This is a genomic window from Kibdelosporangium banguiense (genome assembly GCF_017876405.1).
GTDB lineage: Bacteria > Actinomycetota > Actinomycetes > Mycobacteriales > Pseudonocardiaceae > Kibdelosporangium > Kibdelosporangium banguiense.
The window spans coordinates 3,026,592-3,041,723 of sequence record NZ_JAGINW010000001.1 but is presented as its reverse complement, the minus strand read 5'-3'; the positions used below and the strand labels follow the sequence as shown (position 1 = coordinate 3,041,723).

Here is a 15,132-nt window from a genome sequence, read left to right as displayed (position 1 = left end):
TTGGGCCAAGATCTTGTTTCCCAACGTAATTCCCATTCGTCCATTCGTGCGGTAGATTCATTCCGGTTCTGTTGGGGAGAGCCGAAATGAACACCCAGAGTCGCACCCGCCGCTCGCGACGCTGGGTTCGGGAGAACGCGCCCCGAGCGCGCTCACGAGGAGGGAAACTCGAATGACGACTCCTGGCACCGAGCAAGAACTGCCCCCGATCGGAACGCCGCCGAAGGACGACCCGATGCGTCCACAGGGGCCGACCCATCACGAGAGCGAGCCGGTCTCCGTCGACGAAGGCGCGAAGACCAACGGCCCGACGCACCACGAGCAGCCGCAGCCCTGAGTAACCGATGAGGACGAGCGCGAGCCCGTCGGCCGGCCCTGCCGGTCGACGGGCTCGTTTGTTGACCACCGTGGTCTCATAGAGCGGTGCCCGCGACACGCACAACCGGTGGGAGACCCGGTTCTCCGGCCGACGTGATCAGCGAGGCCAGGAGACTGCACCGCCGCGCGCTCGAAGTCGGCCACGCCGGCCGCAACGTCATGGAGATCCGCCTGCTGCGACAGGCTCTCTCGATGCTGGAAAGCGCCGACGCGGGGCAGCACGGCAGTGTCGAGTGGATCCGTACCCGCAGCCGGATCCTGATCACACTCGCCTATGTCGAGGCGGAACTCGGCACCATCGCCCAGGGGCTCGCCCGGCTCGAGGCGTTGCGGCCCCAGGTCGCCCAGCTGGCCGACGAAGCCGTCCGGGCGGAGCTCAACGGTTCCATCGACGGCAACTACGCGGGCCTGCTGATCCGCGGAGGCCGCTACGACGAGAGCATCCCACTGCTCGCTTCGGCGATCGCCCACAAGGAACGCAACCTCGAGCTGGGCACCGACGACCCGCAGCGGCTGATCGACTCGCTGGTCGCGTCGGTGGCCAACCTCGGCCAGGCGTATCTGGAGACCGGACGCCTCGAGCCCGCGTTCGTCAACCTCAACCGGGCCATCACGCTCGGCATCGACCACAACCTGACAATGCGTGTGGCGTACCTGCGGCACGTGCTGGGCGATCTCAACCAGCGCGCGGGCGACATCCCGGAAGCGCTGCGGTACTACGAGGAAGCCGAACGCGTCTACCTCGAGCTGGGCCCGGACATGCTGACCCGGCTGCGGCTCGACCAGGCCCAGGCACTGGTCACCGCCGGGCTCGCCGACGAGGCCGGCCGGCACCTGGACGAGGTGCTGCCGCTGATGCGTGAGCAACGGGTGCAGCAAGACCTGGCCGAAGCCGAGGCGGTACGCGCGGCGGCGGCCCTGTTGGAGCAGGACCTTGGCCTCGCTCGCCGGATGGCCGAATCCGCACGGCGCCGGTTCAAACGACGCGGCAGCGACGCATGGGCGGCCGTCGCGGCCCTGATCGTGCTCCGCGTCGACGTCGCCAGAGCACTGGACGAAGCCAAGATCCCCGCGGCGCTGCCCGCACGAGCCGTCCAGCTGGCCGACGAGCTGACGGCGTTGCGGCTGCGTGACGAAGCCGCACTGGCCAAGACATTGGCCGCCAGGCTTGAACTCAGGCGCGGCAAACTGGCCAAGGCGACCGAGTTGCTGGCCGAGGTGCGCCGTCCACGCGCGATCACCCCGATCGACCAGCGGATGCTGCTGCGGCTGTGCCAGGCCGAACTGGCTTCCGCGACCGGCAACCGACGCAAGGCCTTCGCCCAGGCGAGAGCCGGCCTGGCCGAGCTGGGCCAGGCCCGCGACCGGATGGGCGCTCTGGAACTGGTGTCCGGCACCGCGATCCACGGTCAGCAGCTCGGCGATCTCGCGGTCCGGCTGGTGCTCGACGGCGGCACGGCAGCGGCCGAGGCGCGGCGGATGTTCACCTGGCTGGAACGCACGCGTGCGCAGACATACCGCTACGAACCGGTTTTCGGGATCGACGACCCGCAACTGGTCGAGCTGATGGCCGAGATCCGGCACCTCGGGTACTCGCTGCGGCAGGCCATGCTGGACGGCCGGCCGACTGCCAAGCTGCGGTCCCGCTACGCCGAACGCCAACGTGCTGCGATGCGGCTCGGCTGGCACGCGGCGAGCCGTTGGGGCAAGCCGCGGCCGGTTGCGAGCGTGGCCGATGTGGCCGGTCATCTGGGCAGCAAGGCGCTGGTCAGCTTCGCTGTGTCCGGCAGTTCGATGCTGGCCGTGGTGCTGGTGGAGGGCCGCGTCCGGCTGGTCCGGCTTGGGTCGGCCGTCGCGGCGACGGAGACCGCCCGGCGGCTGCACGCCGACCTCAACGCGATGGCGCCTGATCACCTGCCCGCGCCTTTACTGGACGCCATCAGGACTTCGGCTCGTAAACAGAGTGGCGCACTGGATGCACAGCTGATGCGTCCCCTTGCGCCGTTCATCCGTGACCGCGAGGTCGTCGTTGTGCCGACTGGGGCGCTGTACGCCGTGCCGTGGGGCGTGTTGGACTCGTTGCGGTCGACGCCTGTTGTCGTGGCGCCGTCGGCGACGGCTTGGCTCGGCGCCTCGAAGGCCGTGCACGACTCGGGCGCCACGATTCTTGTTCGTGGGCCTGGGTTGCAGGCCGCTGTCGGTGAGATCGACAAGATCGCCAAGCACCACCGGGGTGCCGTCTCGGTAGCGGGCGAGGACGCGACCGTGTCCGCTGTTTTGTCTGCTTTGGACGGTGCGGCGCTGGCCCATATCGCCGCGCATGGCGAACATGAGGCCGAGAACGCGCTCTTCTCCAGGCTTGAACTGATCGACGGCGCGTTGTTCGCGCACGAACTGGCCCGGCTGCGGCGGCCACCCCGCCAGGTCGTGCTGGCCGCATGTGAGTTGGCGCTCAACCGGATCCGGCCCGGCGACGAAGCCCTCGGCTTCGCGGGGGCATTGCTGGCAGGTGGCGTGAGCACTGTGGTCGCGGCCGTGAGCCGGGTCGGCGACGTGCCCGTAGCCGCGACGATGGACGACTACCACCGAGGGCTGGCCAGCGGCGCGGCTCCTGACGTCGCGCTGGCCAACGCGGTCGCGGTCGATCCGTTGCGCCGGCCGTTCGTCTGCCTCGGTAGCTAGGGTTTCTGCTGGATTCCTTGTGGGAAGGCGAAAACCTTGTTGGGGTCGTAGCGTTTCGCGACGTCCTGCAGACGCGGGAGATTCTCGCCGTAGTAGGCGTTCGCCCAGTCCGGCATGGCCGGGTCGATGTAGTTGACGTAGCCGGTCTTGCCGACCAAAGTGCCCAGCTCGTCACGGACCTCGCCGACCTGAGCGGTCGCCCGCGTGGCTTTGGCGGCGTCGGTCTTCTGGTAGATCTGCGCGCTGGCAAAAGCTTTGCGGTACGGGTACGCCGAAGCAGCCGGCTCCACCGACGCCACCGCGCCGCCGAGGCTGTCCAGCAACAGGTCCATGTCGGTGCGGTCGGTCATCAGCTCGGTGATCTTGGCCGAGTCGGCGGGCTCCTGCAGCATCCGGGATGAGGCCACAAAGGACTGCCGGCTCGTGGTCGGGCCGCCTGCGAAGTAGCGCATCGCGTCGAGGTAGGCCTTTTCCTGCACCGTGCGGGACGCGGGACGCGGTTTCAGGCCGGACAGCAAGGAATTGAGCTCGGCCGCCGAGCCGACGAAACATCCGCCGACCGTGCAGACCGGCGAACCGCCGCCGGTAATGATGAGATTGGACCACAGCTCCGGCGGCGCCGCGGCGATCCATTCCTGCCACGCGCCCAGCACGGTGTCCACCGAGCCGGCCGGGAAGCGCATCGAGAAAACCGCCAGTTCAGGCGCGGGCTCGGTGACGAACACGAATTCGGTGACAATCCCGAAGTTCCCGCCACCGCCGCCACGCAATGCCCAGAACAAATCGGCGTCGCTGCCCCGGGACACGTTGGCGACCCGGCTGTCGGCGGTGATCACCGTGGCCGACTCGAGTCGATCACAGGTCAATCCGTATTTCCTTGACAGCACGCCGATTCCGCCGCCCAGCGTCAATCCGGCAATACCGACGGTCGGGCATGATCCGGCCGGCAGCGCGCGGCCGGCTTTGGCCAGCCCGGTGTACACATCGATCAATTTCGCGCCCGCGCCGACCCGCACTGTCCCATCCTGACGGACATCGACATCGGCCATTGCGGAAAGATCGACCTGCAGCCCCGCCTCCGGCACCGAATAGCCGGCGTAACTGTGGCCACCGCTACGGGCGGCGATGGGCACTTTGGACTCGGCGGCGAGCTTCACGCAGGCCTGAACGTCCTCCTTGGTCCGGCAACGCGCTATCGCGACCGGGTTGCGCGCGTCCCACATCGGGTTGAACACCTGATGGGCCACGGAAAACTCGCTGTCACCAGGCAGCAGGACGGTACCGGACACATTGGCCCGCAACAGTTCCCAGTTGGGCGGCACCGGCTCCGCGGACGTGGACACCGGCGATGGCAACGTTGTCGTCGCCGGCCCTGACGGCGTTGTCGTACCGGCGGACGAACATCCCGCCAGCGCGGTACCCACTCCGGCGAGTCCCGCGGCCCGCAAAAAAGCACGCCGATCCATCATCCCCGACTCCTCCCGACTCGGACCATCATCGGGCGTCCGGCGACAATTCGCACGACAATGTCGTCAGATGCATATACGCCAGGTCGAGGCTACAAAATGTCACCCGGAATGAGTAGTGCCGTTTACCGCAAGGCGCCGGGAGCCGACGAAGGCACGGCAGGTGCGACCGGTGTCACGGCGGCCAGCCGGCGATATCCCGCACCCTGCGCGGGACGCGGATCGGTATCGCCCTTGTTGGGCCAGAAGGAAAAGGCCCGCTCGGCTTGGGCGGTAATGGTCAACGAGGGGTTCACGCCGAGGTTGGCACTGATCGCCGCGCCGTCCACAACGGACAAACCGGGATAGTTGTGGACCCGGTGATACGGATCGATTACTCCATTCGAGGGGTCTTCGCTGATCGGGCAGCCACCGATGAAATGCGCGGTCAGCGGGATGTCGAAGATCTCGCCCCAGGTGCCGCCCGCGATCCCGCCGATATGCTTGGCAGTCAGCTCGTTCGCCTCGTATCCAGCGGGAATGAACGACGGGTTGGGCTCACCGTGCCCCTGTTTGGACGTGTACTTTCCGCGCTTGTCCACATAGGTCGTGATCGAGTTGTCCAGCGACTGCATGACAAGCAGGATCATGGTCCGCTCACTCCAGCGGTAACCGCTGAGCAGCCGGGCGATCTGCAGCGGATGCCGGGCGATGAAGCGCAGGGCCTGCTTCCAGCGCGGAACGCTCGAAGCGCCGTCGGTCGCGATCGTCTGCAGCAGGCTCATCGCGTTGCTGCCCTTGCCGTAGCGGACCGGCTCGATGTGCGTGTTCTCGTCCGGATGGATCGACGACGTGATCGCGACACCCCGGCTGAAGTTGCGGGACTCGTCGACTGTGAACCGGCCCGAGCCGATGATCGCCTCGGAGTTCGTCCTGGTCAGCTCGCCCAGCCTTGGCGAGATCCGGGCCAGGTTGCCGTTGGCCCGCATCCGGTGCAGCAGCTGTTGCGTGCCCCATGTGCCTGCCGCCAGCACCACCTGGCCCGCGGTGAGCGTGTGCCGGAAGCGTTTGCCTGTCTTGCGGATCGCGACCTCGAACGACCCGTCCGGCTGGTGCGTCAGGCCGGTCACCGTCGTCATCGGAATGATCTTCGCGCCGCCCTGTTCGGCCAGGTACAGGTAGTTCTTCATCAGGGTGTTCTTGGCGCCCACCCGGCAGCCGGTCATGCACGAACCGCACTCCGTGCACCCCGTGCGCGACGGCCCCGCACCACCGAAGTACGGGTCCTCGACGGTCTCACCTGGCTTGCCGAAATACACCCCCACAGGCGTCGGGTGGTACGAGTCCGCGACTCCCATATCGGCCGCGACCTTCTGCATGACCTCATCCGACGGCGTGACCGTCGGGTTCGTCACGACACCAAGCATCCGCGTCGCCTGGTCGTAGTGCGGTGCCAGCTCAGCACGCCAGTCCGTGATGTGCGCCCACTGCTTGTCGGCGTAGAACGGCTCTAGCGGGCGGTACAGCGTGTTCGCGTACACCAGCGAACCGCCGCCCACACCCGCACCAGCCAGCACCATCACGTCTCGCAGCAGGTGGATGCGCTGGATCCCGAAGCAGCCCACCGCCGGCGCCCACAGGTAGCGGCGCAGGTCCCAGGAGGTCTTGGCGAACTCGTCATCGGCGAACCGACGGCCGGCCTCGATCACCGCGACCCGGTAGCCCTTCTCGGTCAGCCGGAGCGCTGCCACACTGCCGCCGAACCCCGATCCGACGACGATGACGTCATAGTCAGGCATCCCCTGAGGCTAGTTCGGCGAGCCCGTTCTGACTAGGAGTAAGTTTCTGGCCGGTAACCTAGCGGTCCGTCCGCAGGATGCTGTACGCCACGAGGTCATGGCGCTTGCCTTTGCGCAGCTGAGCACCCCGGAGAATGCCCTCGCGGGTGAAGCCGGCCTTCTCCATGGACCGTTGGGCGCGGACGTTGGTCACGTCCGTACTGCCCTCGATCCGGTCCACGTCGGTGGTGTCGAACAGGTGCCGGACAAGCGCACGCAGGACCTCGGTGCCCAGGCCTTTGCCCCGGTTGCGGGGCAGGAACGTGTAGCCGAAGTTCCACGCCATGCAGCCGTACGACGGGCCGTACATGACCGGGTGCCAGCTGACCTGGCCGAGCAGTTCCTTGCCGTCCGGGGTGGTCACGACCAGCCGGTGGATCGGGAACTGGACCGGGACCTCCCGGCCGTCCCGGTCGACGTCGAAAGCGCCGTCGCTGTTGTCCGACAGCCACTGGCGGTCGCCGTCCCTGTGTTCGGCCAGGGCGAAGTCCTCACCCCGGACCACGATCTTGCGCAAGCTGAACCCCCAGGTCCGCTCATGAGTGTTTTGTCGTGTTGTAACATAACAATCCACCCATGAGGGAACGGGTTTTCAGCCCCGGATCGTCAGGCCGACCTTCTGGAACTCCTTGAGGTCGGAGTAGCCCGTCTTGGCCATCGCCCGGCGCAGCGCGCCGAACAGGTTGACCATGCCGTCCGCGTCGGCGGACGGACCGAACAGCAGCTGCCGCAAGTCGATCTCGCTGTCGGCCGCCGGCACAACCCGGCTGCGCGGCAACGACGGGTGCGCGGCCGCGGCCGTCCAGTACAGGCCCTGCCCAGGCGCCTCGGCCGCGCTGGCGAGCGGAGCGCCCAGCATCACGGCATCGGCGCCGCAGGCGATCGCCTTGGCGATCTCACCGCTGGTCTCCATGCCGCCGTCGGCGAGCACGTGCACGTACCGGCCGCCGGTCTCGTCGAGGTAGTCACGCCGTGCGGCGGCCGCGTCGACAATCGCCGTCGCCATCGGGACGCCAATGCCGAGCACGCTGTCCGTAGAGGTGACGCCAGTGCTGTAGCCGTAGCCGACGATGACGCCTGCCGCGCCGGTCCGCATCAGGTGCATCGCGGTGCGGTAGTCGTGCACGCCGCCAGCCACCACCGGGATGTCGAGGCCCTCGATGAAGCTCTTGAGGTTCAACGGTTCCCCGTCGCGGGCCACGTGCTCGGCGGACACGATGGTGCCCTGTACGACCAGGATCTCCACGCCCGCCGCGACCAGGTCCGGCGTCAGCTCGGCGGCCCGCTGCGGGCTCACACGCGCGGCCACCGTCACGCCGGAGTCGCGGATCTCCTTGATGGCGTTGGCAACCAGGTCGGCCTGGATCGGTGCGGCGTGCAGCTCCTGCAGCACCTTTGTCACGTCGGCGGCCTCGGACGCCTCCTCGGCCGCCTCGATCAGCCGGAACAGCACCTCGTCGACGTTGCCGTGCCGAGCCCACAGGCCCTCGGCATTGATCACGGCGAGACCGCCGAGCTCACCGATGGCCACCGCGGTCCGCGGCGAGACGATCGCGTCGGTCGGGTGCGTCACGAGCGGGATCTCGAAGCGGTACGCGTCGATCTGCCACGCCGTGGACACGTCCTTCGACGACCGCGTCCGGCGCGAGGGGACGATCTCGATGTCGTCCAGCTCGTAGGCCCGCCGGGCCGTCCGGCCCATGCCGATCTCGACAAGGTCCCGCACTTGATGTCCTCCTGGCGCCATGTCTCAGCGCGTGGTGTAGTTCGGCGCTTCGACGGTCATCGTGATGTCGTGCGGGTGGCTCTCCTTGAGCCCGGCCGCGGTGATCCGGACCAGCTGAGCCTCCTGCAGCTCGGCGATCGTGTGCGCGCCGGTGTACCCCATGCCCGACCGCAGCCCGCCGACCAGCTGGTGCACCACGGAGGCCAGCGGCCCGCGGAACGGGATCCGGCCTTCGATGCCCTCGGGTACCAGCTTGTCCTCGGCCAGCACGTCGTCCTGGAAGTACCGGTCCTTGGAGTACGACTTGCCCTCGCCCCGCGACTGCATCGCCGCCAGCGAGCCCATCCCGCGGTAGGTCTTGAACTGCTTGCCGTTGTGCAGGATCAGCTCGCCCGGCGACTCGGCCGTGCCGGCGAGCAGGCTGCCCAGCATGACCGAGCTGGCGCCGGCCGCGATGGCCTTGGCGATGTCGCCGGAGTACTGGATGCCGCCGTCGCCGATCACCGGGATCCCGGCGGGCCGGCACGCCTGGTCGGCCTCGTAGATCGCGCTGATCTGCGGCACGCCCACACCCGCGACCACACGCGTCGTGCAGATCGAGCCGGGGCCCACGCCCACCTTCACGCCGTCGGCGCCCGCGTCGACCAGGGCCTGGGCACCCGCCCGGGTGGCGACGTTGCCGCCGACCACGTCCACGACGTCGCCCAGTTCCTTCTTCAGCCGCGCCACCATCTCCACCACGTTGCGCTGGTGGCCGTGCGCAGTGTCGACCATCAGCACGTCCACACCGGCGTCCACGAGCGCCATGGCGCGCTTGTGCGCGTCGTCGCCGACACCCATCGCCGCCGCGCACAGCAACCGGCCGTCCGGGTCCTTCGTGGCCATCGGGTACTGCTCGGTCTTGACGAAGTCCTTGACCGTGATCAGGCCGCGCAGCTTGCCCGCGCCGTCCACGATCGGCAGCTTCTCCACCTTGTGCCGGCGCAGCAGACCCAGCGCGGCCTCGGCGGACACACCGACCTGGGCGGTGACCAACGGCCCCTTGGTCATCACGTCGCTGACGCGCCTGGTGTGGTCCACCTCGAAGCGCATGTCACGGTTGGTGATGATGCCCACAAGTTTTCCGGCGGCGTCGGTGACCGGCAGGCCGGAGATCCGGTAGCGGGCGCACATCGCGTCCACCTCGGCCAGGGTGTCGTCCGGCGAGCACGTCACCGGATCGGTCACCATGCCCGCCTCCGACCGCTTGACGGTCTCGACCTGGCTGGCCTGGACATCGATGGGCAGATTGCGCTGCAGCACGCCGATACCGCCCTGACGGGCCATGGCGATGGCCATCCGGGCCTCGGTCACGGTGTCCATCGCCGCGGAGGCGAGCGGAATGCGCAGCGAGACGTTGCGCGACAGCCGGGTACCGGTGTCGACTTCGCTGGGGACGACATCCGACGCCGCTGGTAGCAACAGGACGTCGTCGAAGGTCAGGCCGAGCATCGCGAACTTGCTCGGTACCTCCTGGGAGGTGAGCTCGCTGGTCATGGTGGGTGGCGGGCCTTCCTACGCCTGACGTTGCCCCTGCCCGGTGTTTTCCCAGGCGAGGCCGTTGAGACCATGGTATCTGGACAGCCTTGGGGGCCCGCCCGGTACCGTGCGAGACCGTGCCGCACGACTCACTGCCCCCAGACCCCTTCGCGGGCGACCCGGACGACCCGGCCCGGGCGATCCTCGACCATGAAGACGAGGTCGAGCACCCGATGGGAGAGGACGAGCGGGCCGAACTGCTGACCGACCTGTCCGATCTGGCCGTCTACCAGGCCCTGCTGGAGCATCGCGGGGTCAAGGGCGTGGTCGTGGACTGTGGCGAATGCCAGGAGCCGCACTACCACGACTGGGCCCTGCTGCGGGCGAGCCTCGAACAGCTGCTCACCGACGGGCGGATGCGCCCGCACGAGCCCGCCTTCGACCCGGACCCCGGGTCCTATGTGAGCTGGGAGTACTGCCGGGGATTCGCCGACGGCGTCACCGCCACCGAAAGCGCCAGGTAAACACTCGTGAGGGGTTACCCGCAGCGCGGATAACCCCTCACGAAGGTTTAGCTCTCAGGGTGTTCCGGCACCGGCCGCGTCGGTCGACGCACCGTTGACCGCGCCGTCCCCGGGCAGCGGGTTGTCGCTGCGCGGTGGCGATCCGTTGCCCGTGCCCGGCTCCTCACCCAGCGTGCCTGACGGCTGCGGCTGCTGGGAGGAACTGCTGCTGGGCGTGCTCGACGACGGGTTGGACGGCGGGTTCTGCGTCGTGGAGCTCGGCGTCGGCGAGGTCGAGGAAGACGGGTGGACCGGCGGCTTGGGGGTCTCCGAACGCTGCGAGGGCAGCGTGGTCGGCGCCGGGTTGCTGGTCAGCTGCTCGAGAAGTTCCTGGTGCTCGGCTTTGAGCACGTCCTTGCCGTCCTCGGTGGAGACGTGGGACAGCTCGGTGCCCGCCGCGTCGAGGGCGTCCTTGGCCTCGTCGATACGGCCCTGCTCCAGCGCTTGCTGCGCGTCGGTCAAGTCGTTGCGCACGGACTTGGCGGCTTCCACCGACCGTGCGTGATCGGCGTAGAGGACCTTGCTCAAACCCCAGAGCGCGTCGCCGGGCTCGGCACCCCGCGCAGCCATCCCCACACCTGCGAACGCGATCGCCAGCACCGCAGCGGCTGCTGCGATCGGAACGAGCATTCGCGGTCTACGTCTACGCGCTGACCGTGCGGCGGTGACCGTCGCCATCGCGGTCTTCGTGTCCACAATCTCGGGTACAGGAACGCTGTCCACGTCCTGACGCCAGGCGAGCAGCAGCGCGTTGAGCTGCTCGTCGTCCAAGTCCACGGTGCCGGAGTCCGACTCGTCCTGCCCGACTTGCGCCGCGAGGGCGTCGAGGAGTTCGTCGTCGGCCCGGATCTGAGCCAGGTCCTCGGCCTCTTGCTCAAGGTCGAGGGCCGAGAAGTATTCATTTTCTGTTGAAACGTGGGTATCGTCACGTTCCGTGGACTTAGCGCCCGAGGGGACCGGATGAAGTTCACCCGATCGGCCGGTCTGCGGCGACTCGGGTGACTCTCTGCCGTCACTTTCGTGCCGGTCGGCCATTCAGACCACCTCCTCCGCTGACAGAGTCTTACGTAGCCGTGCCAAAGCGCGGTGCTGGGCAACCCGGACCGCCCCCGGGGTCGATCCCACCGCTTCGGCGGTCTCTTCCGCGGACAGTCCTACGACCACCCTCAGCACCACGATCTCGCGCTGTTTGTCGGGCAGGACGTCCAACAGTTGCTTCATGCGCCTGGTCAGCTCGCCCTGCATTGCCCGTTGTTCCGGTCCCGCGTCGGTCTCCGGTTCGTCAGGTACGTCGGCCACCGGCTCCGATCGGTTACGCGCCGCCGCTCGATGAGCGTCTGCCACCTTGTGCGCGGCGATGCCGTACACAAAGGCCAGGAATGGTCGTCCCTGGTCGCGGTAACTCGGCAACGCCGTGAGTACCGCGAGGCACACCTCCTGGGCGACGTCGTCCGCCGAAGCGAATGAACGTTCCTGCCTACCGACCCGTGCGCGGCAGTACCGCACAACGAGAGGACGAATGGACTCCAATACACGACCGACCGCGCGAGGATCTCCCTCGACGGCAGCGCTCACTGAAGCGTCCAGTCCGTCCCCCAAATTGGTCATCGCAGACAACAGCCTTGGCGTTACTCGGAGGCATCTGACAGTAACGGTCACCGTGCGCGGAGTATCCCCCGTGACGGTGACAACTCCTTCACCGTACCGGTCACCCCCAAGCGGACTAACCGCCGGATGGGGCTTTGTAGTCGGATCCGACTAATCAAAGTCTTGATTCGACAAATTCCGGCATGCGGAACGGCCCGAAGGTTCAGACCCCGGGCCGCACCACGCTGTAGATAGTCGTCGATCCGCCGCTAGGAAACCAGACCTCGGCGGAAACCATGCGCGACTGCTTGTGCACGGTCGCGCACACCCAGCTTGCGGAACAGCCGCCGCGCGTGGGTCTTCACAGTGTCTTCGGAGAGATAGAGCTCACGGCCGATCTGGCCGTTGCTCTTGCCCTGGCTCATCCCGCGCAGCACCTGCAGCTCGCGGTCGGTCAGTTGGACACCTGGGTCCGAAGGCTGCCGCGGAGCCGGCACGGAGGTGCTGGCAAGCGTGTGCGCCAGGGCGGCGACCAGCTCTGGCCGGGACGCGTCCCAGCGCAGGTAGCCACGGGCACCGCCGGCGATCGCGGCGGCGATGCTGCCCGCGTCGTCCGGCGCTCCGAAAACAATGACATTGGCCTGCGGGTTGGCCGACACGAGCCGACGCGTCGCCTCCACACCAGTCGGCACGGCGCGCTGGGTTCCTACCAGTACGACGTCCACCGGCTGGCGGGAGAAGCGGGCGAGCAACTCGTCACCGTGCGCTACGCAGTCGATGCGACTAACCCCGGGTACAGCAGACATAACGCGGGTGAGACCTTCCCGCACGCTGCGCCGGTCGTCGCAGATCAAGACCGTCGTCACGGGGACTCCTTCCTGCAGCCGAGTGACGTTCCACCTCCCCTATCGGACGCTTGCGCGCCGACCTTGACACGATCTGGTGGTAATTCTGTGAACGAGTTCGCCCGGATGCCTGTCCGAGTGGGTTCCCCCTGTACGAGCAGCGTGTCCGGCACCCAGGGGGAGGACGCTGCCAGGCGACGCGCGATCGGGTCAGCCCGTCGTAACACACAGTGCAAAGCACCCGCCGCGCGACGACGGTGGACCTCCGCCTTGGCGGGCTCCAGATCGGCCAGCAGGAGTGAGCAAGGCCACACCAGAGGCAGTAAGTCCAGTTCGATACCCCAGTCGACGACCCCGGCCGCGAGCTGTCTGGCCCGGATGCGCTCCGTGACACCGCCACACGACGCGAGCGTGGCCGAAAGGATCATTTCGGACTTCGCGATGTGCCTGGCCGCCCGCGCGGCCCGGGCCCGCCGCAATGCGGCCTCTGCGATCGGCAGAGCGACTTTGGGACGGCTGTCGGCGAGCTCGACCTCCGCCCGGACCCAGCCGAGCCGGACCTGACCGCGCCAGCCGACGTCACCCAGCGCGTCCGCGGCGTCGATCAGGCGACGGGCGGCCACCAGCCGTCCGGTGCCGAGGTTGTCGGCTGCGAGGCCCAGCAGGGCGTCGGAACGGGCACCCAGGAAGTCGATGCCGTCCCGGTCACCGTCACCCGTGCCGGTGAGCCGGGCCAGGGCCGCGGCGTCCAGGCGTTTGGCGACCTCGTGCCCGCCGACCTGCCGGCGATGCGAGCCCAGAGTGCTCGCGGCGAGCGACGCGATGACCGGATCGGGATCCCTGAGCAAACCGGAGAGCAAGGCCGAGGCGGCCGCGTACCGGCCTTGGCCACCGAGCACGACGGCAGCGAGCCAGCGATCCCTGGAAGTGTGTGTGGCGGGTATTGGCGTGTCGGGACGGTTGCCGAAGGCCGCCAGGCGCAGGTCGTCACTCACCGACAGCCACCGCTTCGATCTTGTCGACCGCATCGGCCAACGCGCCCAGACGCTGGACCTGGCTCGGCAGCCGGACGGCCGCCCACCCCGGCCCGCAGCCGAACAGCCGGACACGCTGACGAGTCCTTGGCACGTGCGAGAACACTTCCGGATCGCCGTAGCGCGGCTGCTGGGCCCACAACACGACCGCAGCGGGCCCTGTCCGGCGCACGGCCGCAGCGAGGGCGTTCACAGGCAACGCGGCGCCGAGCATCTGGGTTCCGACCTCTCGACGGGCCAGCGCGGCACGTAGTACGTACAGCGGCAAGCTGTGCCTCTCCTCCGGTGCACACGACAGTAGTACCGGTCTGGCATTGCGCGCCGGTCCAAGCAACGGAGTCGCGGCGATCATGGCGGCCAGAACGCACTCGTTGAGTAAGTGCTCCACCTCGACACATGCTCCCGAATGCGCCCACCGGCCCGCCACAGCCGTAAGCACAGGCCGTACGACCCGGTCCCAGCACGCGATCACCCCATCCGCGTCGATCGCCTCGACAAGAAGCCGCTGAATGCCCGAGGTGTCCATCGCGAGCGCGGCCCGCCCCAGGCCCTTCATCAACGCGGAGCCGTCAGGCCGGGCACGAGGCTCCGCGGGGACGGCATGCGCCCTTAACGCGTAGTCCGCCGCCTCGGCCGGCGAGGCACCCCGCAGCAAGGCCTTCTGCATCAGTTCAAGGCGAGCAATGTCGTCCGGGCTGTAGCGCCGGTGCCGGCCAGTCGTGTGGTCCCGCGGCCCAAGACCATAACGGCGATCCCAGGTCCGCAGCGTCGACGGCGCCACCCCCAGCCGCCGGGCCACAGCCGCCACCGGCAACGACGGCTCCGGCACATCCCCTTTCAGGGACATCCCGAGCGTCGAATCCGGCCGCGTCGCCACGCCACTCATCGTCAGGCGGCACCGATTGCCCAGCAACCTGAACGGCATTCGCGCCGAGCTGGGTTTCCGGTCACGCGAATTCCTACCGAGTGATCAACTTGTGTGCCCACAGCCAGTGAGAACCCGGTCACCCTGTGCTGTGCGTAGTGGACCGGTTACTGGATTGGGTGATCTCTAGGTGATCACTCTTGAACAAGTATTGACGCGGTTCTACTGTCGCCATCGTTGGACCGAATGGAGTACTGACGTCCTCGAACGAGGAGGCGGGCCCGATGGCAGACACGCGCAGGCTTCCCGGCCCCAACGCGGACGTTTGGGACTGGCAGCTCGAAGGCAGTTGTCGCGGCATGGACAGCGCCTTCTTCTTCCACCCGGACGGCGAGCGGGGACCGGCACGCAACAGGCGAGAGGCACGGGCGAAGGCGATCTGCCACGCGTGCCCGGTCCTGGAACTGTGTCGCAAACACGCACTGGCCGTTCACGAACCGTACGGGATCTGGGGCGGGCTCTCGGAGTCCGAACGAGACAACATCATCAAGTCCCGCAAACGCACCTTCGTCGGCGCGGGTACCTAAAGCTGTGCCCCCAAAGTGGCTTTCGGAGCGCTCAACGCTCCGAAAGCCACTTTGGGGGCGAAAC

At 68.0% G+C, this 15,132-nt stretch carries 14 protein-coding genes; 4 read left to right on the top strand and 10 right to left on the bottom strand.

Annotated elements, in window-relative coordinates; all coding sequences use genetic code 11:
* Positions 1-172: 172 nt before the first annotated feature.
* Both JOF56_RS14640 and JOF56_RS14635 read left to right on the top strand, forming a co-directional pair.
* On the top strand, positions 173-337 hold the full coding sequence (locus JOF56_RS14640) for a hypothetical protein (protein ID WP_209638077.1): 165 nt from the start codon (positions 173-175) through the stop codon (positions 335-337).
* An 86-nt stretch (positions 338-423) separates the two neighbouring features.
* Positions 424-3,060, top strand: a complete 2,637-nt coding sequence (locus JOF56_RS14635; protein WP_307855100.1) for a CHAT domain-containing protein — start codon at positions 424-426, stop codon at positions 3,058-3,060.
* Here JOF56_RS14635 and JOF56_RS14630 read toward each other — a convergent pair.
* From JOF56_RS14630 to guaB, 5 genes are all read right to left on the bottom strand, one after another.
* Positions 3,057-4,529, bottom strand: a complete 1,473-nt coding sequence (locus tag JOF56_RS14630; protein ID WP_245378264.1) for an FAD-binding oxidoreductase — start codon at positions 4,527-4,529, stop codon at positions 3,057-3,059. The genes JOF56_RS14635 and JOF56_RS14630 overlap by 4 nt on opposite strands.
* A 122-nt stretch (positions 4,530-4,651) precedes the next feature.
* Positions 4,652-6,304: an FAD-dependent oxidoreductase gene (locus JOF56_RS14625; RefSeq protein WP_209638075.1), complete on the bottom strand. Its 1,653-nt coding sequence runs from the start codon at positions 6,302-6,304 to the stop codon at positions 4,652-4,654.
* A gap of 58 nt (positions 6,305-6,362) precedes the next feature.
* Positions 6,363-6,860: a GNAT family N-acetyltransferase gene (locus tag JOF56_RS14620; RefSeq protein WP_209638072.1), complete on the bottom strand. Its 498-nt coding sequence runs from the start codon at positions 6,858-6,860 to the stop codon at positions 6,363-6,365.
* 75 nt (positions 6,861-6,935) lie between these two features.
* On the bottom strand, positions 6,936-8,069 hold the full coding sequence (locus JOF56_RS14615) for a GuaB3 family IMP dehydrogenase-related protein (RefSeq protein WP_209638070.1): 1,134 nt from the start codon (positions 8,067-8,069) through the stop codon (positions 6,936-6,938).
* A gap of 24 nt (positions 8,070-8,093) precedes the next feature.
* Positions 8,094-9,605: an IMP dehydrogenase gene (guaB, locus tag JOF56_RS14610; protein WP_209638068.1), complete on the bottom strand. Its 1,512-nt coding sequence runs from the start codon at positions 9,603-9,605 to the stop codon at positions 8,094-8,096.
* A 119-nt stretch (positions 9,606-9,724) separates the two neighbouring features.
* Here guaB and JOF56_RS14605 point away from each other — a divergent pair, with 119 nt between their 5' ends.
* Entirely contained in the window at positions 9,725-10,111 is a 387-nt protein-coding gene (locus JOF56_RS14605) for a DUF5319 domain-containing protein (protein WP_209638067.1), read from the top strand.
* Between the two features lie 54 nt (positions 10,112-10,165).
* Here JOF56_RS14605 and JOF56_RS14600 read toward each other — a convergent pair whose 3' ends face one another.
* The 5 genes from JOF56_RS14600 to JOF56_RS14580 all read right to left on the bottom strand — a co-directional run bounded on the left by JOF56_RS14600 (position 10,166) and on the right by JOF56_RS14580 (position 14,502).
* Entirely contained in the window at positions 10,166-11,185 is a 1,020-nt protein-coding gene (locus JOF56_RS14600) for an anti-sigma-D factor RsdA (protein ID WP_209638065.1), read from the bottom strand.
* Complete coding sequence (locus tag JOF56_RS14595) at positions 11,186-11,758, bottom strand: sigma-70 family RNA polymerase sigma factor (protein ID WP_042198889.1); 573 nt, start codon at positions 11,756-11,758, stop codon at positions 11,186-11,188.
* A gap of 248 nt (positions 11,759-12,006) precedes the next feature.
* On the bottom strand, positions 12,007-12,603 hold the full coding sequence (locus tag JOF56_RS14590; protein WP_018682728.1) for a response regulator transcription factor: 597 nt from the start codon (positions 12,601-12,603) through the stop codon (positions 12,007-12,009).
* Positions 12,600-13,577 carry a hypothetical protein gene (locus JOF56_RS14585; protein WP_209638064.1) on the bottom strand — a complete coding sequence of 326 codons (978 nt, stop codon included), beginning with the start codon at positions 13,575-13,577 and terminating at the stop codon, positions 12,600-12,602. The genes JOF56_RS14590 and JOF56_RS14585 overlap by 4 nt, the downstream gene beginning before the upstream one ends.
* A complete protein-coding gene (locus JOF56_RS14580) occupies positions 13,570-14,502 on the bottom strand; it encodes a MerR family transcriptional regulator (protein ID WP_443667620.1) in 933 nt (310 codons plus the stop codon). The genes JOF56_RS14585 and JOF56_RS14580 overlap by 8 nt, the downstream gene beginning before the upstream one ends.
* Positions 14,503-14,765: 263 nt before the next feature.
* Here JOF56_RS14580 and JOF56_RS14575 point away from each other — a divergent pair, with 263 nt between their 5' ends.
* On the top strand, positions 14,766-15,068 hold the full coding sequence (locus JOF56_RS14575; RefSeq protein ID WP_209638062.1) for a WhiB family transcriptional regulator: 303 nt from the start codon (positions 14,766-14,768) through the stop codon (positions 15,066-15,068).
* Positions 15,069-15,132: the final 64 nt, after the last annotated feature.